The sequence below is a fragment of the Pseudomonas sp. TH49 genome (genome assembly GCF_016650625.1).
GTDB classification, from domain to species: Bacteria; Pseudomonadota; Gammaproteobacteria; order Pseudomonadales; family Pseudomonadaceae; genus Aquipseudomonas; species Aquipseudomonas fluorescens_H.
In genome coordinates this window covers 1,964,769-1,987,991 of the sequence record NZ_JAEKFL010000002.1, presented here as the reverse complement: position 1 = coordinate 1,987,991, position 23,223 = coordinate 1,964,769, and the positions used below count along the sequence as shown (strand labels likewise).

The window sequence follows — 23,223 nt, the reverse complement described above, 5'->3', positions numbered from 1 at the left end:
AAACATTTCGTCACAGTCTAGTCGGTTCGGTCAATGGGGGCGGTTTGATAGTTGTGGGGTGACTGGGCTGGCGCCTTCGCGAGCAAGCCCGCTCCCACATTGGATTTTTGTCATGTCTGATTTTTGATTACGACACTGATCCCCTGTGGGAGCGGGCTTGCTCGCGAAGAGGCCGGTTCAGCCACCCTGTCACTCAGCCTGACGCAAGCGCTTGTAAAGGGTGTTACGACTAACCCCCAACCGCCGCGCCAGATGCGAAATATTGCCCCCAGCCGCCAGCAATTCGCGGCTCAACGCCTCGGCATCGTTCAGATCAACCCCTAGCGGCGGCGCCAACTCCACCGGCTCCATCTCCAGATCGACAAAAAAATCATCCGGCAGATGCTCCGGCCGCACCGGTTGTTCCTCGGCCATCGCCAGTGCCACCTGCATCACGCTGCTGACCTGGCGCAGATTGCCCGGCCATGGATGACGGATGAACAGCTCCAGCACCTCGCGGCTCAGCCCGGCCCATTGCGTCGGTTCGCGATGTTGCTCCCACAGGCGTTTGAACAGCGCCTCCTTATCGCTGCGCTCGCGCAACGGTGGCAGTTCCAGGGTCAGCCCACCGATGCGGTAGTACAAATCTTCGCGGAACCGCCCCAGTTGCACCTGCTCCCTGAGCGAGCGGTTAGTCGCCGAGATGATCCGCAAGTCCACCGCGAACAACTCGCTGCTGCCCACCGGTTGCACGCAGCGCTCCTGCAACACCCGCAGCAACCGCGCCTGAGTGGGCAGCGGCATGTCGCCGATTTCGTCGAGGAACAGGGTGCCTTTGTCAGCCTTGCGGATCAGGCCGATGCTGCCTTTCTGGTTGGCGCCGGTGAACGCACCTTTTTCATAGCCGAACAGTTCCGACTCCACCAGTTCGGCCGGGATCGCCGCGCAGTTGACGGCGATAAATGCCTGTTTGCTGCGTGAGCTGGCCTGATGCAGGGCTTTGACGAAGACTTCTTTGCCAACCCCGGTTTCGCCGTGGATCAGCAGCGGAATGTCTTTCTCCAATAGGCGCTCGGCCTGGCGCACGGCTTTTTCCACGCGGCTCTCGCCAAAATGCAGGGAACTGAGGCTGATCGTTCCCGGCACTTTGATCGGCGCTGCGGCGGGCTTGGGTTCGGCAAATACCCGAGCCTGAATCGGCGCCTGTTGCGGGCGCTTCAATAAACACTGAAAACGGTTGCGCCCGGTGGTCTGCAGGGCGAACGGCAAGCCGTCAGGCTGATTCAACAGCTCCAATAGCGACACGTTGAACAGGCTCTCGACACTGACCCGCGACAGGCGCACGCCGAGCAGATTGTCCGCCCGCCGGTTGGCCGACAGCACCTGGCCGCTCTCATCGAAGATCAACAACCCCGCCCACTGACTGTCGAGATTGTTCAACCCGGTGTTGAAGGTCAGTTGAAAGTGCTGGCCGTGGAACAGGTTGAGGATCAGCCGGTTCTCCACGGTCTGGCTCATCATCTTGACCATGCCCAGGGTGTGCGAGGGCGGCAGGTAGCTGTCACTGGACACATCGAGTACGGCGATGACCTTGCGCTCGGCGTCGAAAATCGGCGCGGCGGAGCCGGTCATGAAGCGATTGGCCTTAAGGAAATGTTCATCGTGTTCGATGTGCACCGCTTGTTCGCAGGCCAGCGCAGTGCCGATCGCATTGGTGCCGCTGGAGCGCTCCATCCAGCTCGCCCCGGCGCTAAACCCACGGGCGAGGTGCGGTTCGATAAAACGCTGAGTGCCCCACGATGTCAGCACTTGGCCCTGATGGTCGGCGAGCATGATCAGGCAATTGGAGTTGCTGAGGATGTTTTCGTAATAGGGCAGGACTTCCTGGTGGGTGGTCTGCACCAGTGAATGATGACGCTCAAGTAAATGCGCGATGCCGGAGGCGGGCAATTGATCGAACGCCGGGCTGCTTTGGTGGCTGAGGCCGAACGCGCGGCACCGTTGCCAGGAGTTCTGGACGATCGCGTCGTGGGACAGCGGCGGGGTAGGTGCGGCCATGGTGGTGGGCCTCTGAAGGGCATTTTTATTGTTGTTATGGCACTGCTTTCAAAACCAACCCAGATCAAAACTGTGGGAGCGGGCTTGCTCGCGAAGGCGGTATATCAGACACATTTACATCGACTGACACACCGCCTTCGCGAGCAAGCCCGCTCCCACATTGGATCTTCGGTGTTCACGAAATCTGGGCAAAAAGCGTTCACAGAGTGTTGTTCACGATTGTTCATTGTCAATCGCCAGACTGTTCAAATCTGTTCAGTCATGAACACCCATTCCCCACGTTTTCGGTGCTTTTCACGACAAATCAACCACTTGCCATTTCTGGCACGAATGTCGCTCTGCTGCACAGGTCGCTTGACTCCAATAATAAAAAAGGCCGAGCCATGTCACTCACCCTGGAGCACGTCTGCCGTACCGTCGAGGGCCAGACCTGGATCGACGATGCCTGCCTGACATTCGAACCCGGATCCTTCAACGTTCTGCTCGGCCGCACGCTGTCCGGCAAAACCAGTCTGATGCGCCTGATGGCCGGTCTGGACAAGCCTGACAGCGGGCGCATCCTGATGAACGGCGTCGATGTCACCCAGCGCCCGGTGCGCCTGCGCAATGTGTCGATGGTCTATCAGCAATTCATCAACTACCCGACCATGACCGTGTTCGAGAACATTGCCTCGCCGTTGCGTCAGGCCGGTGTTGCCAAGGACATCATCCACAGCAAGGTGCAGGAAACCGCACGGATGCTGCGCATCGAGAAGTTTCTGCAGCGCTATCCGCTGGAGCTGTCCGGCGGCCAACAGCAGCGCACGGCGATGGCCCGGGCGCTGGTCAAGGATGCCGAGCTGATCCTGTTCGACGAGCCGCTGGTCAACCTCGACTACAAGCTGCGCGAAGAGCTGCGCCAGGAAATGCGCGAGCTGTTCAAGCTGCGCCACACCATCGCGATCTACGCCACCACTGAGCCCAACGAAGCGTTGGCGCTGGGCGGCACCACGACGATTCTGCACGAGGGCCGGGTGATCCAGAGCGGCCCATCGACCTCGGTCTACCACCAGCCGCAAACCGTGCTGGCGGCGGAGTTGTTCTCCGAGCCGCCGATCAACCTGATGCCCGGGCGCATCGCCGGCAACGAAGTCAGCTTCGCCAACTTCGTGCACTTCCCGTTGAACGTCGACCTGCGCCCGGTGGGTGAGGGCGAGTTCCGCTTTGGCGTGCGCCCCAGCCATATCTCGCTGGTGCCGAGCAACGATGACGACCTGGAACTGGCAGTCACCGTCGAAGTGGCGGAGATCAGCGGCTCGGAAACCTTCCTCCACGTGCGCAACGAGCATTTCCTGCTGGTGCTGCACCTGCCGGGCGTCCATGAATACGACGTCGATGCGCCGATCCGCATCTACATCCCGACCCACAAACTGTTCGTGTTCGATGCGCAGGGCCGGCTGGTGCAGGCACCGGGCCGGCGTGTCGCGAGGGTAGCGTGATGGCCGAAATCCGTTTGCAGCACCTCGCCCACAGCTACAGCAAAACCCCGAGCGGGCCAGAGGAGTACGCGATCCGCGAGATGGATCACATCTGGGCGCAGGGCGGCGCCTATGCCTTGCTCGGCCCTTCGGGCTGTGGCAAGTCGACCTTGCTCAACATCATTTCCGGCCTGCTCAGCCCCTCGCAAGGGCATGTGTTGTTCGACGGCAAAGCGGTCAACGACCTGACCCCGGAGAAGCGCAACATCGCCCAGGTGTTCCAGTTCCCGGTGGTCTACGACACCATGACCGTGTTCGACAACCTGGCTTTCCCCCTGCGCAATCAGGGCATGGCCGAGGCGAAAGTGCACAGCAAGGTGCAGGAAATCGCCGAAGTCCTCGACCTGCAAAACCTGCTGGGCAAGAAGGCGCGCAACCTCACCGCCGACGAAAAACAGAAAGTTTCCATGGGCCGCGGCCTGGTGCGCGACGACGTCTCGGCGATCCTCTTCGACGAGCCGCTGACGGTGATCGACCCGCACCTGAAGTGGAAGCTGCGACGCAAGCTCAAGCAGATCCACGAGCAGTTCAACATCACCATGGTCTATGTGACCCACGATCAGCTCGAAGCTTCGACCTTCGCCGACAAGATCGCGGTGATGTACGGCGGGCAGATCGTGCAGTTCGGCACGCCCCGGGAATTGTTCGAGCGGCCGAGCCACACCTTCGTCGGCTACTTCATCGGCAGCCCGGGGATGAACCTGATCGAGGTGCAGCCGCAACCGGGCGGGGTCGGTTTCGCCTCGACGCACCTGCCGTTGTCCGACGCCTTGCAACGACATATCGAACACGGCCAGTGGAAAAATCTGAAGGTCGGCATCCGCCCCGAGTTCATCCATGTCTGGGACGAGCCGTTTGACGAGGCGATGCAGGCGCGGGTGGTTCACGTCGAAGACCTCGGCACCTACAAGATCCTCACCCTCGACCTCGATGGCGCGCCGTTGAAGGTGCGTCTGGCCGAAGACAAACCGGTGCCGCAGGGCACGGCGTACATCAGTTTTCCGGCGCAGTGGCTGATGGTCTACGCCGACGAATTCCTCCTGGACGACACCGACCTTACCGAGGGGCAGCCATGAACAAGGTGCAGAACAACAAGGCCTGGTGGCTGGTGTTGCCGGTGTTTCTGCTGGTGGCGTTCAGTGCGGTGATCCCGATGATGACCGTGGTCAACTACTCGGTGCAGGACATCTTCGACCAGTCCAGCCGCTACTTCGTCGGTGCCGACTGGTATCGCCAGGTGCTGCTCGATCCACGTCTGCACGACTCATTGCTGCGTCAGTTCATCTACTCGGCCTGCGTGCTGCTGATCGAAATCCCGCTGGGCATCGCCATCGCCCTGACCATGCCGACCAAGGGGCGCTGGTCATCGGTGGTGCTGATCATTCTGGCGATTCCACTGCTGATTCCGTGGAACGTGGTCGGCACCATCTGGCAGATCTTCGGCCGCGCCGACATTGGCTTGCTCGGGTCGAGCCTGAACGCGCTGGGCATCAGCTACAACTACGCGGCCAACACCATGGACGCCTGGGTCACGGTGCTGGTGATGGACGTCTGGCACTGGACCTCGCTGGTGGCGCTGTTGTGTTTCTCCGGGTTGCGGGCGATTCCCGACGTGTATTACCAGGCGGCGCGGATCGATCGGGCTTCGGCGTGGGCAGTGTTCAGGCACATCCAGTTGCCCAAGCTGAAAAGCGTACTGCTGATCGCGGTGATGCTGCGCTTCATGGACAGTTTCATGATTTACACCGAGCCGTTCGTGCTCACCGGCGGCGGGCCGGGCAATGCCACGACCTTCTTGAGTCAGACGTTGACCCAGATGGCCGTAGGCCAATTCGATCTGGGGCCGGCGGCGGCGTTTTCGCTGGTGTACTTCCTGATCATCCTGCTGGTCTCGTGGCTGTTCTACACCGCCATGACCCATTCCGACGCCAACCGCTGAGGGCCCGGCCATGAGCAAGACAAAGCTTTTCCCGCTGCTGATCTACATCCTGTTCGTGCTGGTGCCGATCTACTGGCTGCTGAACATGTCGTTCAAGAGCAACACCGAAATCCTCGGTGGCCTGACGCTTTTCCCACAGAACTTCACGCTTGCGAACTACAAGGTGATCTTCACCGATCCGAGCTGGTACAGCGGTTACATCAACTCGGCGTACTACGTGACACTCAACACCGTCATCTCCCTGAGCGTGGCGTTGCCGGCGGCGTACGCGTTTTCGCGCTATCGCTTTCTGGGCGACAAGCACTTGTTCTTCTGGCTGCTGACCAACCGCATGGCGCCGCCGGCGGTATTCCTGTTGCCGTTCTTCCAGCTGTATTCGTCGATTGGTCTGTTCGACACGCACATCGCCGTGGCGCTGGCGCACTGCCTGTTCAACGTGCCACTGGCGGTGTGGATTCTCGAAGGTTTCATGTCCGGTGTGCCCAAGGAAATCGACGAAACCGCCTACATCGATGGCTACAGCTTTCCCAAATTCTTCGTGAAGATTTTCATCCCGCTGATCGGCTCCGGGATCGGCGTCACCGCGTTTTTCTGCTTCATGTTTTCCTGGGTCGAACTGCTGCTGGCGCGCACGCTGACCTCGGTGAACGCCAAGCCGATAGCTGCGGTGATGACCCGCACCGTGTCGGCCTCGGGCATCGACTGGGGCGTGCTGGCGGCGGCGGGGGTGTTGACCATCCTGCCGGGCATGCTGGTGATCTGGTTCGTGCGCAATCATGTGGCCAAGGGCTTTGCTCTGGGTCGTGTATGAGGAACGAATGATGGAATGGATGAGCTGGACGGCCCCTACGGCGGGTTTCTTCATCGCCATTGGCTTGCTGCTGGTCGGCATGACCACCTGGGAGTTGCGTTCGCCGAGCATTCTGCGGCGAGGTTTTCTGCCGATTGCCACCACCCGTGGCGATCGCTTGTTCATCGGTCTTCTCGGCAGCGCCTACCTGCATCTGCTGGTCATTGGCGTCACCGACTGGAGCATCTGGGCGGCGTCCGCGCTGTCTTTGGTGTGGCTGTTGCTTGTGATGCGTTGGGGCTAGTCGACTCTCGGCAATCGTGCTCCGAAAATCAAACAGGAGGTCTCTATGTTCGACAAAAACAATAAGCTGCGACATAGCATTTCATTGGCGGCCGTGCTGGCACTCAGCGGTTTGAGCGCATCGGCCTGGGCCGATGCCTATGAGGACGCTGCGAAAAAATGGATCGGCAGCGAATTCAAGCCATCGACCCTGACGCCCGAACAGCAACTCGATGAATTGAAGTGGTTCATCAAGGCCGCCGAGCCGTTTCGCGGGATGGACATCAAAGTGGTCTCGGAGACCCTGACCACCCACGAATACGAGTCCAAAGTGCTGGCCAAGGCCTTCACCGAAATCACCGGGATCAAGTTGACCCACGACCTGCTGCAAGAAGGCGACGTGGTGGAAAAACTGCAGACGGTGATGCAGTCGGACAAGAGCATCTACGACGGCTGGGTCAACGACTCGGACCTGATCGGTACGCACTTTCGCTACGGCAAGACCGAGGCGATCACCGACCTGATGGCCAACGAAGGCAAGAACTTCACCTCGCCGACGCTCGACATCAAGGACTTCATCGGCATCTCGTTCACCACGGCGCCGGACGGCAAGATCTATCAACTGCCCGACCAGCAGTTCGCCAACCTGTACTGGTTCCGCGCCGACTGGTTCGAACGGGCGGATCTGAAAGCCAAGTTCAAGGAAAAGTACGGCTACGAATTGGGCGTGCCGGTGAATTGGTCGGCTTATGAAGACATCGCCAAATTCTTCAGCGAAGACGTCAAGGAAATCGACGGCAAACGTGTCTACGGGCACATGGACTACGGCAAGAAAGACCCGTCGCTGGGCTGGCGTTTCACCGATGCCTGGTTCTCCATGGCCGGTGGCGGCGACAAGGGTATTCCCAATGGTTTACCGGTGGACGAGTGGGGGATTCGCGTCGAGGATTGCCACCCGGTTGGTTCCAGCGTGACCCGCGGCGGCGACACCAATGGCCCGGCGGCAGTGTTCGCCACGCAGAAATACGTCGACTGGCTCAAGGCCTACGCGCCACCGGAAGCGGCGGGCATGACCTTCTCCGAGTCCGGCCCGGTGCCGTCGCAGGGCAATATCGCCCAGCAGATCTTCTGGTACACCGCGTTCACCGCCGACATGACCAAGCAGGGCCTGCCGGTGATGAATGCCGATGGCACACCGAAGTGGCGCATGGCGCCGTCGCCGCGCGGGCCGTATTGGGAGGAGGGCATGAAGCTTGGTTATCAGGACGTGGGTTCGTGGACGTTCATGAAATCCACGCCTGAGAAACAGAAACTGGCGGCGTGGTTGTATGCGCAGTTCGTCACTTCGAAAACCGTGTCGCTGAAGAAAACCATCGTCGGCCTGACGCCGATCCGCGAGTCGGACATCAACTCGCAGGCGATGACCGATCTGGCACCGAAACTCGGTGGACTGGTCGAGTTCTACCGCAGCCCGGCCCGCGTGCAATGGACCCCGACCGGGACCAACGTGCCGGACTATCCGCGTCTGGCGCAATTGTGGTGGAGCCACATCGCCGAAGCGGCCAGCGGCGAGAAGACTCCGCAACAAGCATTGGATGGCCTGGCCAAGGATCAGGACGCGATCATGTCGCGCCTCGAACGCTCCAAGGCGCAAGCAGTGTGCGCCCCGAAAATGAACCCGGAACGCGACGCGCAATATTGGTTCGACCAGCCGGGCGCACCGAAACCGAAACTGGCCAACGAGAAGCCGCAGGGCGAGACCGTGAGCTACAACGAACTGCTGAAATCGTGGGCGGATGCGCGTAAGTGATGGTTGATGTGTGAAGAGCAAACGGCACCGTGAGGTGCCGTTTTTTTTGTTGCCTGTGCCATTGCTATCGCGAGCAGGCTCACTCCCACAGATTTAGTGCCGTTCACAGACGCGTTGTATGCCGCAAACTTCTGTAGGAGTGAGTCTGCTCGCGATAGCGGAGTGTCAGACAACAAAAATGTGACTGAGCCGCCGCCATCGCTTGCAGGCAAGCTCCCACAGGTTTTGTATTGCCATCAAAATTCGGGTTCACCTCGATTCACTGTAGGAGTGAGCCTGCTCGCGATAGCGGAGTGTCAGACAACAAAGATGTGACTGAGCCGCCATCGCTTGCAGGCAAGCTCCCACAGGTTTTGTATTGCCATCAAAATTCGGGTTCACCGCGATTCACTGTAGGAGTGAGCCTGCTCGCGATAGCGGAGTGTCAGACAACAAAGATGTGACTGAGCCGCCGCCATCGCTTGCAGGCAAGCTCCCACAGGTTTTGTATTGCCATCAAAATTCGGGTTCACCACGATTCACTGTGGGAGTGAGCCTGCTCGCGATAGCGGAGTGTCAGACAACAAAGATGTGACTGAGCCGCCATCGCTTGCAGGCAAGCTCCCACAGGTTTTGTATTGCCATCAAAATTCGGGTTCACCGCGATTCACTGTAGGAGTGAGCCTGCTCGCGATAGCGGAGTGTCAGACAACAAAGATGTGACTGAGCCGCCGCCATCGCTTGCAGGCAAGCTCCCACAGGTTTTGTGACGCCATCAAAATTCGGGTTCACCACGACTCACTGTGAGAGCTTGCCTGCAAGCGATGGGGCCATGGGGGGCGCCGCGGGAAAACCGAGGCGGAATACGGTCATGACGCCGGGCAAGCTCTTCACCTCAGCTACTCCCTGATGCAAGCTCATGATCGAACGCACGATCGCCAGTCCCAGCCCGGTGCTGCCCTGCGAGCGCGAGCGGGCGCTGTCGACGCGGTAGAAGCGGTCGAACAGATGCGGCAGGTGTTGCGCCTCGATGCCGGCGCCGGGATTGCTGACCAGCAGTGAAGCCTGCGTCGCGCCTTGCTCGATCAGCAAGGTGATGGTTTTGCCGTTCGGGCAATGACGCAGCGCATTCGACAGCAGATTGGAAATCGCCCGCTGGATCATCAATCGATCGCCCAGCACCGATGCGCAACCAACAACATTCAAATGAATCTGCTTGTCCTGCGCCGACAGCGAAAACATCTCCGCGACCTTCGCCGCTTCATCCTCCAGCGCCACCGATTCAAACGGCGCCAGCGCCGACGGATGACTGACCTGCGCGAGAAACAGCATGTCGGAAACAATCCGCGCCACGCGCTCCAGCTCCTCGGTGCAGGACACCAACACGTCCTGGTATTCCTCGGTCGTGCGCTCACGAGACAGCGTCACCTGCGCCTTGCCCATCAAGTTGTTGATCGGTGTGCGCAGCTCATGCGCCAGGTCATCGGAGAACTGCGACAACTGCTGCACCCCGGCATCCAGCCGATGCAGCATGAAGTTGATGCCCTGTGCCAGTTCACTCAGCTCCTGCGGCATGTTCACCACCGACAGCCGATGATCCAGATCCTGAGTCGAGACCATCGCCGCCACCTTGCGAAATTCGCGCAGCGGCGCCAATCCACGCTGCACCGCGCCCCACGCCGTCAGGCCGATGAACACCAGCAACAGCGGCAAGGCAATCAGCGTCGAGCGCAGGTAGGCGCTGAGCAGCGCCTGATCATGTGCGTTGTCCATCGACAGCAGCACCGGCACGCGGCTGCCGTCCTTGAGGCGAATCAGCTTTGACGCGGTAAGGAATTTCGCACCCTCGCCATCGCTGCTGTCGCTGTAGGTCAATTGCTCGGTGGCGGCTCGCACCGCGCGCAACTCGGCGCGCGGATCCTTCAGTCCTGAGCCGGACTTGAGCAGCGGCGAACGCAGATTCGAACGGTCATAAATCGTCAGCGTCAGGTTGTCATGGCCCATGACCTGATCGAGCAGAATGTGCGGCTTACCACTGACTTCATTGGCGTCGACGTACAGCGACAGGCTGTGTTCAACCTGCGCCATCTTCTTGTCCAGGCTGTCGCGGGACAGCGCATTCAGCTCATGGGTCAGGGCGAAATAGGCGAGGATCGCCAGAAACACCACCAACAGCGCGCCGAGAATACTCACGGTCAGACCGAGGCGCATCGACAGGCTGGCCGGCTTCATTCCCGCGCCTCCAGCACGTAGCCGACACCGCGCAGGGTGTGGATCAGCTTGTTATCGAACGGGTCATCGATCTTCGCCCGCAAGCGCCGGATCGACACTTCGACCACGTTGGTGTCGCAGTCGAAATTCATGTCCCACACCAGTGAGATGATCTGCGTGCGGGTCAGCACCTCGCCGGACTGGCGCATCAACAAGTGCAGCAGGGCGAATTCCTTGGTGGTCAGGTCGATGCGCTGTTCGCCACGAAACGCCCGATGCCGGCCCGGATCAAGCTCCAGATCAGCGACTTTCAACACTTGCGGCACCGGGATATTTTCACTGCGGCGCATCAGGGTGCGTACCCGCGCCAGCAGTTCGGGAAACTCGAACGGCTTGACCAGATAGTCGTCGGCGCCCAGATCCAGACCACGAATCTTGTCCGCCAGCCGCCCGCGCGCGGTGAGCATCATCACCCGCGTCGAGTGGGTGCGGCGCAGTTGTTCCAGCACGCCCCAGCCGTCCAGTTCCGGCAAGTTCACGTCGAGAATGATCAGGTCATACGCCTGCTGTTGCGCCAGATGCAATCCATCGGCACCGGTGGCGGCGTGGTCAACGATATAACCACTTTCGGTCAAACCCTGATGCAAGTATTCGGCAGCTTTAAGCTCGTCCTCGACGACAAGGATTCGCATGATCTATCACCACTTTTATTTAAGGGATATTTAATTAAGGTGGCCGGGAAAATTATGGTTTTGTAAGTTCTTCCGGACGCAGTTCAATAACTGAATGACGAGCACGGTAAAGGCTGTAGTGGCTACAGAGTCAATCTCGGAGGCCTTTAAAACGGCCATCCGCGACAGCCTGTCGCAGCTTGAATGCGCCAGCAGACATGTATTGCATTCAGGCAAGTGCTGTTCGGCAGATAACTACCGAGTATTTGTTTCCATGTATTACGGCAAAGCCGTTTGCACTTCGCATCCTAGAACAAAACAACTTTGCCAAACCGTGGATAACGGATTTGTAATGTTCCAGTCACCTTGTCGATAAGTTCAAAACCCTAACGTGGCGGCATCGAAAAATCCTGAATTAAAGGAAGTCCTCCATTGCCCGGTTTAATCGAACTGACGGCGCGATCACGCCTGAACAAAACCGCCAGCGGCCTCTTGTTGTTGGCGTGCAGCAGCCTGGCCAGCGCATCGACCTTGACGCTGGATCAGGCGCTGCAAAGCGCCTTCGCCGGCAACCCCGATCTCGCCGCCGCGCAGTGGGAAATCGGCATAGCCGAGGGCGACCGCCAACAGGCTGGACTGATCCCCAACCCCGAGGTGTCGTGGGAAGCCGAAGACACCCGACGCGACTCGCGCACCACCAAGGTGATGCTCAGCCAGCCGATCGAACTGGGCGGCAAACGCGGTGCGCGCATCGATGTTGCCAGCCGTGCGCAGGACGCCGCCGGTATCGAACTGGAGCGCAAACGCAATGCCTTGCGCGCCGATGTGATCCAGGCGTTCAACAGCGCGCAAACCGCGCAGCAACGCTTGCAGTTGTCGCGCCAGTCACTGCAACTGGCCGAGCACGGTTTGCGCGTTGCTCAGGGGCGGATCGAGGCCGGTAAATCGTCGCCAGTCGAAGGCACGCGAGCGCAGGTGCAGCTCTCGGAAGTGCGCCTGGAGGTGAGCCGCGCCGAGCGCGATCAGGCCAACGCCTATCAGCAACTGGCGCAAGTCATGGGCGCACCGTTGCCGACCTCGACCAATGTGCAAGCCGCGACGCAAAACCTCGCCACGCTGCCGCCGCCCAGTCGTTTGCTCGAGCGTCTGAACCAGACCGCCGAGCTGCGTCTGGCGAAACTGCAGATCGATCAACGCGAAGCATCGTTGGGCCTGGAAAAGTCGCAGCGCATTCCCGACCTGACCGTGAGCATTGGCAGCCAGTACAGCGAAACCGAGCGTGAGCGAGTCAACGTGGTCGGGCTGTCGATGCCGATTCCGCTGTTCAACCGCAATCAGGGCAACGTGCTCGCCGCGGCACGGCGCACCGATCAGGCGCGGGATCTGCGCAACGCCACCGAGCTGCGTTTGCGCACCGAAGTCCAGACCAGCCTTGAGCAATGGCAGACCGCCAATGGCGAAGTCAACGCGTTCAACCAGAGCATCCTGCCCGCCGCACAAAGTGCAGTGGACAGCGCCACCCGTGGTTTCGAAATGGGCAAATTCGGCTTCCTCGATGTGCTCGACGCCCAGCGCACCCTGATTGCCGCGCGCAGCCAATACATCCAGGCCGTCAGCGAGGCGACCGACGCCCGCGTGCGCCTTGAACGGATCTTCGGCGACCTCAGCGTCAGCCCTTGAATTTCACTTTTCAGACAACTGCGCGATGGCACGGCGCAGAGGAGTTTCCATGGATAAAAAACTGCTGGTGGTCGCGGTCGCGACCTTGGCGCTGGGCATCGGCATCGGCTCGATGTGGCCGGCCAATTCAAATATCGACGCGCATGCCGATGAAGCGGCGGAGCACGCCGATCACGCCGAGGAGGGCGCGGCCGCCGAAGGCGAACATGCCGAAGAAGGCCACATCGAATTGAGTACCGAGCAGATCGCGGCGGCAGGCATTCAACTGGCCGAGGCGCGGGCGCAGAGCATCAGTCTCGGCCTGTCGTTCCCCGGCGAAGTGCGCTTCGACGAGGACCGCACGGCGCACGTCGTGCCGCGCGTGCCGGGGGTGGTCGAGTCGGTGGCGGTCAACCTCGGGCAACCGGTGAAGAAGGGCCAGTTGCTGGCGGTGATCGCCAGTCAGCAGATCTCCGATCAGCGTAGCGAGCAGGCCGCCGCGCAACGTCGCTTGGCGTTGGCGCGCACCACCTACGAACGCGAGAAAAAGCTCTGGCAGGACAAGATCTCCGCCGAGCAGGATTTCCTCCAGGCCAAGCAAGCGTTGGAAGAGGCGGAAATCGCCATGAACAACGCCCGGCAGAAAATCAGCGTACTCAGCGGCAGCGTGGTCGCCACCGGCGGCAATCGCTACGAACTGCGCGCACCGTTCGATGGCGTGGTGGTGGAAAAACACCTGACGCCGGGCGAGGTGGTCGATGAGACCACGGCAGCGTTCACCCTTTCGGACTTGTCCCGCGTGTGGGTGACCTTCGGCGTTTCGCCCAAGGAGCTGACCCAGGTGCAGGTGGGCAAAACCGTCACCGTCAGTGCGCCGGAATTGCAAGCTGAAGTCACTGGCAGCGTGGCGTACGTCGGCAGCCTGCTCGGCGAACAAACGCGCACCGCGACCGTGCGCGTGACGCTGGAAAACCCGCAGGGTTCATGGCGCCCGGGGCTGTTCGTGACCGCGCGGGTCGCCACCGACAGCCGCCAGGCCAAAGTCGCGGTGCCGGAAACCGCGATCCAGACCGTCGAGGACAAACCCACGGTGTTCGTCCGTACCGACGACGGTTTCAAGGCGCAGGCAGTGGAACTGGGCAGCCGCGCCGCCGGGCACGTGGAAGTCACCCAAGGGCTGGAACCGGGCGTGCAAGTCGCCAGCGCCGGCAGCTTCGTCCTCAAGTCGGAGCTGGGCAAAGCCTCAGCCGAGCACAGTCATTAATTCTGGAAGGTTCCCATGTTCGAACGCCTGATCCAGTTTGCCATCGAGCAGCGCATCATCGTGCTGCTCGCCGTTCTGCTTATGGCCGGCCTCGGCGTCGCCAGTTATCAAAAGCTGCCGATCGACGCCGTGCCCGACATCACCAATGTCCAGGTGCAGATCAACACCGGCGCCGCCGGGTTCTCGCCGCTGGAGACCGAGCAGCGCATTACTTTCCCGATTGAAACCGCGATGGCCGGGTTGCCGGCGCTGGAGCAGACCCGTTCGCTGTCGCGCTCGGGCCTGTCGCAAGTGACGGTGATCTTCAAGGACGGCACCGACCTGTTCTTCGCTCGCCAACTGGTCAACGAGCGCTTGCAGATCGCCAAGGCGCAATTGCCCGAAGGCGCGGAAGCGGTGATGGGGCCGATCTCTACCGGCCTCGGTGAGATCTTTTTATGGACGGTGGAAGCCCAGGAGGGCGCGCTGAAGGAAGACGGCAGCGCCTACACGCCGACCGATCTGCGGGTGATTCAGGACTGGATCATCAAGCCACAATTGCGCAACGTGCCGGGTGTCGCCGAGATCAACACCATCGGCGGGTTTGCCAAGGAATACCAGATCGCGCCGGACCCGAAACGCCTCGCCGCGTACAAGCTCACCCTCACCGATCTGATCACCGCGCTGGAGCGCAACAACGCCAACGTCGGCGCCGGGTACATCGAGCGCAGCGGCGAGCAATTGCTGATCCGCGCGCCGGGGCAAGTGGCGAGTACCGAGGACATCGCCAACATCGTCATGGCCAACGTCGATGGCACGCCGATCCGGGTGAAGAACGTCGCCAGCGTGGAAATCGGCCGTGAATTGCGCAGCGGTGCGGCCACCGAAAACGGTCGTGAAGTGGTGCTCGGCACGGTGTTCATGCTGATCGGCGAGAACAGCCGCACCGTCTCGCAAGCGGTGGCCAGCAAGCTCGAACAGATCAACAAATCCTTGCCCAAAGGCGTGATCGCGGTGCCGGTCTATGACCGTACACACCTGGTCGACAAAGCCATCGCCACGGTGAAAAAGAACCTGATCGAAGGCGCGATTCTGGTGATCGCGATTCTGTTCCTGTTCCTCGGCAACATCCGCGCCGCGTTGATCACCGCGATGGTGATTCCGCTGTCGATGCTGTTCACCTTCACCGGGATGTTCAGCAACAAAGTCAGCGCCAACCTGATGAGCCTCGGCGCGCTGGACTTCGGGATCATCGTCGACGGTGCGGTGGTGATCGTCGAAAACACCCTGCGCCGGTTGGCTCACGCACAGCAGCATCACGGCCGTTTGCTGACTCGTGCCGAGCGTTTCAAGGAAGTTTTTGCGGCAGCGAAAGAGGCGCGCCGACCACTGATTTTCGGCCAGTTGATCATCATGGTGGTGTACCTGCCGATCTTCGCCCTGAGCGGCGTCGAAGGGAAAATGTTCCACCCGATGGCGTTCACCGTGGTCATCGCGCTGCTCGGTGCGATGCTGCTGTCGGTGACCTTTGTGCCGGCAGCGATTGCGCTGTTCGTCACCGGCAAAGTCAAGGAAGAGGAGGGTGCGGTGATGCGCGGCGCCCGTCGTATTTATGCGCCGGCGCTGGCCTGGGTCATGACGCATCGCGCGGTGGCCGTGGGCGCGGCGTTGGCGGTGATCGTGCTCAGCGGCGTGCTCACCAGCCGCATGGGCAGCGAGTTTGTGCCGAGCCTCAGTGAGGGGGATTTTGCCCTGCAAGCGCTGCGCGTGCCGGGCACCAGCCTGACGCAATCGGTGGACATGCAGCAGCGGCTGGAGACGCTGATCCTGGCCAAAGTGCCGGAGGTTGAACGGGTGTTCGCCCGCACCGGTACGGCGGAAATCGCTTCCGACCCGATGCCGCCGAACATCTCTGACAGCTACGTGATGCTCAAGCCCAAGGACCAATGGCCAGACCCGAACAAGTCCCGCGAAACCCTGATGGCCGAGTTGCAACAAGCCGCCGCGACGTTGCCGGGCAGCAACTATGAGCTGTCGCAGCCGATCCAGTTGCGCTTCAACGAACTGATCTCCGGCGTGCGCAGCGATGTCGCGGTCAAGGTGTTCGGCGATGACATGGACGTGCTCAACGCTACGGCGGCGAAGATCGCGGCGGCGATGCAGAAGGTCAACGGCGCCTCTGAAGTAAAGGTCGAGCAGACCACCGGGCTGCCGGTGCTGACCATCAATATCGATCGCGACAAGGCGGCGCGTTATGGCCTCAACGTTGGCGATGTGCAGGACACCATCGCCGTCGCAGTGGGGGGACGGCAGGCTGGCACTTTGTACGAGGGTGATCGGCGCTTCGACATGGTGGTGCGCTTGTCTGATGCGATGCGCAAGGACATCGACGGCTTGTCGGCGCTGCTGATTCCGGTGCCGGCGCTGAGTGGTGCGGCGAACCAGATCGGTTTTATCGCCCTGAAGGACGTCGCCAGCCTCGATCTGGTGCTCGGGCCAAACCAGGTCAGCCGCGAGAACGGCAAGCGTCTGGTGATCGTCAGCGCCAACGTGCGCGGGCGGGATATCGGCTCGTTCGTCAGTGAGGCGGGTGCGCTGATCGAGCGCGAGGTGCAGGTGCCGGCCGGTTACTGGACCAGTTGGGGCGGGCAGTTCGAGCAAATGCAATCGGCGGCCAAGCGCTTGCAGATCGTGGTGCCGGTGGCGTTGCTGCTGGTATTTGGATTGCTGTTCATGATGTTCAACAATTTGAAGGACGGCTTGCTGGTGTTTACCGGGATTCCGTTTGCCTTGACCGGCGGGGTGATGGCGCTGTGGCTGCGGGATATTCCGTTGTCGATTTCCGCTGGCGTGGGGTTTATCGCGTTGTCCGGGGTGGCGGTGCTCAACGGTTTGGTGATGATCGCGTTCATTCGCAATTTGCGCGAGGAAGGGCGCTCACTGACGGAGGCAATCAACGTCGGCGCGCTGACGCGCTTGCGGCCAGTGTTGATGACCGCACTGGTGGCGTCGCTGGGGTTTATTCCGATGGCGCTGGCGACTGGCACCGGCGCCGAGGTGCAGCGGCCACTGGCAACCGTGGTGATCGGCGGGATTCTGTCCTCGACGATCCTCACGCTGCTGATCTTGCCCGCGCTGTACCAGATCGCCCATCGCCGGGATGAGGACACCGTACCGTCTGAGTAGGTGATCTCCTGTGGGAGCGGGCTTGCTCGCGAAGAGGCCGTGTCAGTCGACATCAATGTTGGATGACACACCGCTTTCGCGAGCAAGCCCGCTCCCACATGGGTTCCGTGCACTGATCCGGCAGATAACGGATATGTAATTCCCCCGCCACCGTCACGAAAGGTTCACCTTGTTACCTTGATCCCGTCAGTTACTTAAACGAGGAATCAACCATGAAATTCGCCCAACTGAGTGCCTTCGCAACCGCCCTGATGCTGTCGTCACTGGCTATGGCCGAAGGCGGTGGTGACCGCACCTTCGACCGGATGATGACCGCCAACGACCGCGCCGTGGAGCTGTTCGTGGCCAAGGAAAAAGCCGCTGCCAACCCGGTGGTGGTCAATGAAAAGAACGACCAGAAAACTCAGGATCTTTAACGCGGCCTGAACCTGCGCAAGCCCGTCATCGCGCATCGATGCCGGGCTTTTTTTCGGGCCTGGAAGGGAAGGAAATGGAGATGAAAATGCTTAAGTCGATCGTGTTTGCCAGCGTCATGGCGATGTCCGTGAATGCACTTGCCGAGGGCGGCGGTGATCGCACCTTCGAGCGCGCGTTCAGCGCCAACGCCAAAGCCATGGAACAATACGCGGCTGAACGCGGCAAAGCGGCGCCGGTGGTCAAGGAATACGAATACGGCATGCAGCTCGACGTGGTGAAAATCGTCAGCGTGGTGAAGCCGCAACCTGCCTGCTCGGTGGTCCCTACCGCTATGACCTACGAAGACTCGCAAGGGCAACTCAACACCCTCAGATACAGCGTGGCCGGCGTGTGCCGCAACAGTGGTGGCTAACCAACACCTGATCCCCGGAGCTGCATTTAAAAGTTGTGTGGGAAAAGCAGAACCTTCCCACAATGTTTTCAGGTTGTCCTTCGGACGTCAGCTCTCTAGCCTTTGTGTTCAAGGAGGGTTACTTGGTCGGCAAGGGCTCGACGTCGACAGTGGCCGGGAGCGGAGACGCTTCCTGGTTCAACTTGCGTCGGGCAATCTCGGCGCCGCGCAGACGCAGAGGGGTTTCGATAAAGCGGTAGTTGAGTTCGCTCAGCAGCACCAGCAGACCCACCGACGTCAGTAACAGCTCAAGGGTGAAACGCCCATCCAGCGGCACGCCTTGGTTGGCGGCAACACGCGTCCAGATCTCTGTACTCAGGTGATTGGTGAAAACGTGGATCACGTAGAGCCCATACGACCGTGAGCCGAGCCACTGCATGAGACCGCGCATGAACGCCGGGCAGTAGATGTAGCCCTTCTGATAACTCGCCAGCCAGACAATCAATACCGCGACCATCGCGACGATGCCGACAGCAATGGGCATGGCAATCAGCTGGATGGCGACAGAACCCAGCATGTAGAGCAGGAACAGCGTGCAAAGCAGCGGTTTGATCGTTCCCTGACCCAGCCCGACCGGTTCTATCTGCCGATAGAGGCGGGTACGGGTGAACAGGCACAGGAGAATTCCCCAGAGCATTGCATCCAGACGGAAGTGCGTGAGGATGCTTGTGGGTTGGCCGTAGGGGTTTCGATCAATACCGAACTGCAACGCAATCAGTGCGAACAGGGCAATGATCCGCCAACGCGGGGCCGTGACAAACAGCAGAAAAAAAGGAAACACGAAGTAAAACTGCTCTTCGAGCGCCAGGCTCCAGTATTGAGGCTAGGGCCCAGCAGCGAGTTGTAATGCATCGCCAGATTGCCGCTGAAGGTCGCGACGGCGGTGAAACTGCGCAGATTGTCATACCACGAACCAAAGGCGTTCGATTGGTTGAAAACAACGGAAAACAACAGCGGAATCAGTATCCAGAGCCATGCTGTGGGCAGCAGGCGATAGGCGCGGCGCAGCCAGAAACAGGCAGTTGCCAGACCGAACTGACCTTGGGCGCGCTGTTGGTCGAAATGGTCCAGATAGGCCTTGCTGACCACGAAACCGGAAATGCAGAAGAACAGGTCGACACCGGTCCAGGGCATGAAAATCGAGAATATTCTCAGCAGCGTATCGGTATGGAACGGCAGCATCATGGTGACATGGCACAAGAAGGTCATGGCCACAGCAGCCCCTCGCAAGTACTCGATTTCCAGGTTCTTACGGCTACTCATCGGTCCCTCGTTATTCTTGTTGGTCAGCGCAGGCGAAGATGGCAGGTGGCTTGCGGTTCGGTCAAGAAAACGATGATTTTTCCCAGGGCAAAAAAAGGCGCCCCGAAGGACGCCAAAAAATTCACCTCTGACCAAAGGAGCAAGGAGCTTCTAAAGGTGAATGGTATTGCTCGGGAAACTCAGAGAATCGCCAGCGGGTATTCGACGATCACCCGCACTTCATCCAGGTCTGACTCGAACGCCGTGGCGCGGGTGGTGGCCTGGCGCAAACGCAGCGACAGGTCTTTCATCGAACCGCTCTGCACCACGTATTTGACTTCGACGTCGCGCTCCCAGCGCTTCTGGTCGGTCAGCGGATTGCCTTCGGCATCACGGCGCATGTAGACGGCGTTGGCGTTGGAATAGTCGGCGTCGGTGCCGCGTGCGTAACGGGTCATGAACGACAGACCGGGTACGCCGTAAGGGCTCATGTCGAGGTCGTAGCGCACCATCCACGAACGTTCCTTCGGCGAGTTGAAGTCGCTGTACTGGATCGAGTTATCGAGGAAGATCGAGTCGGACTGGCGCAGGTAATCGAAGTCGTCATTGCCGTTGTTGCGCTGGTGGGAGAGGGCGACGGAGTGCGCGCCGAGTTTCACCCCGACGCGGCCGCTCCAGATGTTGTTGTCGAATTGGCCGAGCAGTTGCTTGCCTTCGTCGACCGCCTTGTAATAGTTCAGGCCGCCGAACAGCGACAGGTCGTCCGCCAGCGGATAGGTCCAGGCGGTGCCGGCATAATACTGATTCCAGGCATCCTTGAGGCGGCTGGAGTACAGGCTGAAACTGAGGTTCTTGTTCAGCACGTAGTCGCCCCCGCCATAAGCGATCCACGGCGAATTGACCGGGCCGGCGTAGAACGTGGCGAAATTTTCGCGCATGTCGCTGGACACCGGTTGGCTCATCGCATGCAAACGACCGCCCTGAATCGACAGACCGTCGATGCTGGTGTTGGTCGCCGTCACACCGCGAAAGCTTTCCGGCAGCAGGCGCGAATCACCTGCGGCCACCACCGGGTTGGCCGGGAACACATCACCGACCTTGACCACGGTATCGAACGCCCGCACTTTGGCAGCGCCACCGATCTTGGTGTATTCATCCCGCGCCTGGCCGTCACGGTTGACCGGCAGCACATCGAACGAACTGCGCCCGCCGTTGCGGCCGTCACCGGTGTCGAGTTTCAAGCCGAGCATGGCAAATGCGTCGACACCGACCCCGACGGTGCCTTGGGTGAAACCGGATTCGAACTTGCTGATGACCGCATGCGCCCAGGCTTCGGAATAACCGTTGCCGGTTGGGCTGGACTGGCCGTTGCGGTGATCACGATTGAAGTAGAAGTTGCGGTTGAGCACCGTCAGGCTGCTGCCTTCGACAAAGCCTTCGGGCTTGTCTTCTGCAAACACCATGGACGGCCCGGAGCCGACCACCACCGCTAAAGCGGCCATCGACATTTTTGTATTGTTAACCATCAAACACTCCTTGGGTTCGGCAGAACGGGAACGTGCGTCGGCGTGGTTTTATTGTTCGACGGGCAAAGGCCCGCCGGCATTGGTCGCCGGGTCACATCGTTGCAAGCTGCGGATAACGCCAAGGTGATGGGGGAATTACAATTTCGTCATGTGGCTGAACCTGGGTTTTGTGAACGCCACGCAACCTGTGGGAGCGAGCCTGCTCGCGAAAGCGGAGTGTCAGGCACTGAAGATGGGGATGTGCCGACGCCTTCGTCGGAACGCCGCCCGGAGCAGGCTCGCTCCCATAGTGGGTTGAGTGAGTCTGATAGATCACATGAGAGCAGATGTGGCTTTTTATCGTTCGAAGGTATCCCGCAAACCGTGTGATAGAGAGGCATCAGTTTCGGCGGGAAGTAGGAGTTTGCCCTTCGTGTCGCCGATCCGTTTTACACGCGTCTTCTTCAAGGTAATTTTGCCTTGGCGTTCTTCGGCTATCGCATCAAGGCCATCCATCAACTCTGAAAAAATATCCCGCTTCATGGTTCGTGGATCTCCACTTGATAGGTGATCCTCAAATTTAACCGCAATTACCTTCTGCAGAATGTCAGCCATTGCTCACCGCTTTGCAGGCAAATTCCTAGAAAGGGGAGAGCGTTATAAGTCAAAAGATCGCAGCCTTCGGCAGCTCCTACAGACCGCATACCATCCCAATGTAGGAGCTGCCGAAGGCTGCGATCTTTTGATGTTGAATCCCGCAAAAACAAAAACGGCACCCGAAGGTGCCGTTTTCATGTGTAGCCAGCCGAGCAATCAGCCCGCCAGACCCGCCTGCTGAACCAGAGTCAGCAATGGCTGCGGGTACACACCCAGGAAGAACGCGACCAGGGCGATGGCCAGCAGCATTACGCCGCCAGCCTTCTGTTCCCAGTGCAGCTGGGCGTCGTGGCGGCGCAGGTTCGGTTCGATCAGGTACAGGGTGACCATCACGCGCAGGTAGTAGAACACGCCGATGGCGCTGCCCAGTACCAGCGAACCGACCAGCCACCATTGGTGCGACTCGACGCCGGTAGCGATGATGTAGAACTTGCCGATGAAGCCAGCGGTCAGCGGGATACCGGCCAGGGACAGCATCATCACGGTCAGAACGGCGGTCAGGTACGGACGGCGCCAGAACAGGCCGCGGTACTCGTACAGCGCGTCGGCGTCACGGCCGTTGTATGGCGACGACATCAGAGTGATCACGCCGAACGCGCCGAGGCTGGTGATCACGTAAGTAACCAGGTACACGCCGATGGCTTCCACCGCCAGACCCTTGCTCGCCACCAGGGCAATCAGCAGGTAGCCGAAGTGCGCAATGGACGAGTAACCGAGCAGACGCTTGAGGTTGCTCTGGGTCAGGGCCAGCAGGTTACCGAACAGGATCGAGGCGACGGCGATCACACTCAGTACGTCGCTCAGCACGCCACTGCTCGCGGCAGGGGAGATCTGGAACAGACGCACCATCACCGCGAACACGGCAACCTTCGACGCGGTGGCGAGGAACGCGGCCACCGGTGCCGGAGCACCTTCGTAGACGTCCGGGGTCCACAGGTGGAACGGTACCAGCGACAGCTTGAACGCCAGACCGATCAGCATCATGCCCAGACCCAACTGCGCCAGCGAGCTCGGCAGGTTGGTGGTGGCCAGGGCCTGACCGATACCGTTGAAGCTCAGGGTGCCAGCGTCAGCGTAGAGCATGGCCATACCGAACAACAGGAACGCGGAACCGGCCGCGGACAGCACCATGTACTTGATGCCGGCTTCCAGCGAACGCTTGTTGAAGAAGGCATAAGCCACCAGACCGTAGACCGGCACCGACAGCAGTTCCAGACCGATGAACAGCCCGGCCAAGTGCTGCGCGCTGACCAGAACCAGACCACCGGCGGCGGCCATCAGGATCAGCAGGTACAGTTCTTCACGGTTGCCCGGGTAACCCGAACCGCCATCGCCGAGGTAGGCGTGGGCGAGGGTTACACAGGCGAGGGTGGCGACCAGGATCAGCGCCATGTACAGGCAGGCGAAGGTGTCGACTTGCAGCAGTGGCGTCACGGCCAGAGGCGCGACTTTCAGGGCTGGCAGGATCGACAACAAGGCCAGGTTCAGACCGGCGACCGAGATCAGGAAGGTCTGCGAGTGGTTGCGGCGCCAGGCGATTGCCAGCATCACCACGATAATGGTGAGGCTGGTGATCAACAGTGGCGCAAGCGCAATAAAGTGTTGAATCGTGAATTCCATAGCGCTC

The 23,223-nt window shown here is 60.3% G+C and carries 18 protein-coding genes and 1 pseudogene; 11 read left to right on the top strand and 8 right to left on the bottom strand.

The features are described 5' to 3' along the window. Positions 1 to 189 precede the first annotated feature (189 nt). A complete protein-coding gene (locus JFU48_RS26190; protein ID WP_201138145.1) occupies positions 190 to 2,037 on the bottom strand; it encodes a sigma-54-dependent Fis family transcriptional regulator in 1,848 nt (615 codons plus the stop codon). 383 nt (positions 2,038 to 2,420) lie between these two features. On the opposite strand from JFU48_RS26190, the gene JFU48_RS26185 reads away from it, so the two are divergent. The 6 genes from JFU48_RS26185 to JFU48_RS26160 are packed head-to-tail and all read left to right on the top strand — an operon-like array spanning position 2,421 to position 8,375. Beyond that, positions 2,421 to 3,515 (top strand): ABC transporter ATP-binding protein, encoded by a 1,095-nt coding sequence (locus tag JFU48_RS26185; protein WP_003223751.1) that lies wholly within the window; start codon positions 2,421 to 2,423, stop codon positions 3,513 to 3,515. Beyond that, positions 3,515 to 4,630, top strand: a complete 1,116-nt coding sequence (locus JFU48_RS26180) for an ABC transporter ATP-binding protein (RefSeq protein ID WP_201138144.1) — start codon at positions 3,515 to 3,517, stop codon at positions 4,628 to 4,630. Before JFU48_RS26185 ends, JFU48_RS26180 begins: the two co-directional genes overlap by 1 nt. Further along, entirely contained in the window at positions 4,627 to 5,493 is an 867-nt protein-coding gene (locus tag JFU48_RS26175) for a carbohydrate ABC transporter permease (RefSeq protein WP_003223756.1), read from the top strand. The genes JFU48_RS26180 and JFU48_RS26175 overlap by 4 nt, the downstream gene beginning before the upstream one ends. A 10-nt stretch (positions 5,494 to 5,503) precedes the next feature. After that, entirely contained in the window at positions 5,504 to 6,304 is an 801-nt protein-coding gene (locus JFU48_RS26170) for a carbohydrate ABC transporter permease (RefSeq protein ID WP_003223758.1), read from the top strand. A gap of 10 nt (positions 6,305 to 6,314) precedes the next feature. Next, positions 6,315 to 6,587 (top strand): DUF2160 domain-containing protein, encoded by a 273-nt coding sequence (locus JFU48_RS26165; RefSeq protein ID WP_003223760.1) that lies wholly within the window; start codon positions 6,315 to 6,317, stop codon positions 6,585 to 6,587. Positions 6,588 to 6,632: 45 nt separating this feature from the next. After that, the gene (locus JFU48_RS26160) at positions 6,633 to 8,375 is read left to right on the top strand and encodes an ABC transporter substrate-binding protein (protein WP_103485333.1); all 1,743 of its coding nucleotides are present in this window, start codon (positions 6,633 to 6,635) and stop codon (positions 8,373 to 8,375) included. 777 nt (positions 8,376 to 9,152) lie between these two features. Here JFU48_RS26160 and JFU48_RS26155 read toward each other — a convergent pair. Together JFU48_RS26155 and JFU48_RS26150 are read right to left on the bottom strand one after the other, a co-directional pair. After that, positions 9,153 to 10,586 carry a heavy metal sensor histidine kinase gene (locus tag JFU48_RS26155; protein ID WP_201138143.1) on the bottom strand — a complete coding sequence of 478 codons (1,434 nt, stop codon included), beginning with the start codon at positions 10,584 to 10,586 and terminating at the stop codon, positions 9,153 to 9,155. Further along, complete coding sequence (locus tag JFU48_RS26150) at positions 10,583 to 11,257, bottom strand: heavy metal response regulator transcription factor (protein WP_003223767.1); 675 nt, start codon at positions 11,255 to 11,257, stop codon at positions 10,583 to 10,585. The genes JFU48_RS26155 and JFU48_RS26150 overlap by 4 nt, the downstream gene beginning before the upstream one ends. 411 nt (positions 11,258 to 11,668) lie before the next feature. Here JFU48_RS26150 and JFU48_RS26145 point away from each other — a divergent pair, with 411 nt between their 5' ends. The 5 genes from JFU48_RS26145 (at position 11,669) to JFU48_RS26125 (ending at position 18,153) form a co-directional block, all read left to right on the top strand. Beyond that, a complete protein-coding gene (locus tag JFU48_RS26145) occupies positions 11,669 to 12,916 on the top strand; it encodes a TolC family protein (RefSeq protein WP_201138142.1) in 1,248 nt (415 codons plus the stop codon). 49 nt (positions 12,917 to 12,965) lie between these two features. Beyond that, a complete protein-coding gene (locus tag JFU48_RS26140) occupies positions 12,966 to 14,159 on the top strand; it encodes an efflux RND transporter periplasmic adaptor subunit (protein ID WP_201138141.1) in 1,194 nt (397 codons plus the stop codon). A gap of 15 nt (positions 14,160 to 14,174) precedes the next feature. Then, a complete protein-coding gene (locus tag JFU48_RS26135) occupies positions 14,175 to 17,324 on the top strand; it encodes a CusA/CzcA family heavy metal efflux RND transporter (RefSeq protein WP_201138140.1) in 3,150 nt (1,049 codons plus the stop codon). A 212-nt stretch (positions 17,325 to 17,536) separates the two neighbouring features. Further along, complete coding sequence (locus JFU48_RS26130) at positions 17,537 to 17,740, top strand: co-regulatory protein PtrA N-terminal domain-containing protein (RefSeq protein WP_003223774.1); 204 nt, start codon at positions 17,537 to 17,539, stop codon at positions 17,738 to 17,740. A gap of 80 nt (positions 17,741 to 17,820) precedes the next feature. Beyond that, on the top strand, positions 17,821 to 18,153 hold the full coding sequence (locus JFU48_RS26125) for a DUF2790 domain-containing protein (RefSeq protein WP_003223776.1): 333 nt from the start codon (positions 17,821 to 17,823) through the stop codon (positions 18,151 to 18,153). A 118-nt stretch (positions 18,154 to 18,271) separates the two neighbouring features. On the opposite strand, the gene JFU48_RS30135 is transcribed toward JFU48_RS26125, so the two are convergent. The 5 genes and pseudogenes from JFU48_RS30135 to nuoN form a co-directional block, all read right to left on the bottom strand. Continuing rightward, on the bottom strand, positions 18,272 to 18,973 hold the full coding sequence (locus JFU48_RS30135; protein ID WP_242486720.1) for an acyltransferase family protein: 702 nt from the start codon (positions 18,971 to 18,973) through the stop codon (positions 18,272 to 18,274). After that, on the bottom strand, positions 18,907 to 19,455 hold the full coding sequence (locus tag JFU48_RS30130; protein ID WP_242486719.1) for an acyltransferase family protein: 549 nt from the start codon (positions 19,453 to 19,455) through the stop codon (positions 18,907 to 18,909). The genes JFU48_RS30135 and JFU48_RS30130 overlap by 67 nt, the downstream gene beginning before the upstream one ends. Positions 19,456 to 19,634: 179 nt before the next feature. Further along, positions 19,635 to 20,960, bottom strand: a complete 1,326-nt coding sequence (locus JFU48_RS26115; protein WP_201138139.1) for an OprD family porin — start codon at positions 20,958 to 20,960, stop codon at positions 19,635 to 19,637. Between the two features lie 426 nt (positions 20,961 to 21,386). After that, a pseudogene (locus JFU48_RS26110) lies at positions 21,387 to 21,482 on the bottom strand (transcriptional regulator); the annotation flags it as partial. Between the two features lie 270 nt (positions 21,483 to 21,752). Beyond that, positions 21,753 to 23,216, bottom strand: coding sequence for an NADH-quinone oxidoreductase subunit NuoN (gene nuoN / locus JFU48_RS26105; protein WP_201138138.1), 1,464 nt, complete (start codon positions 23,214 to 23,216; stop codon positions 21,753 to 21,755). Between the last annotated feature and the right edge of the window lie 7 nt (positions 23,217 to 23,223).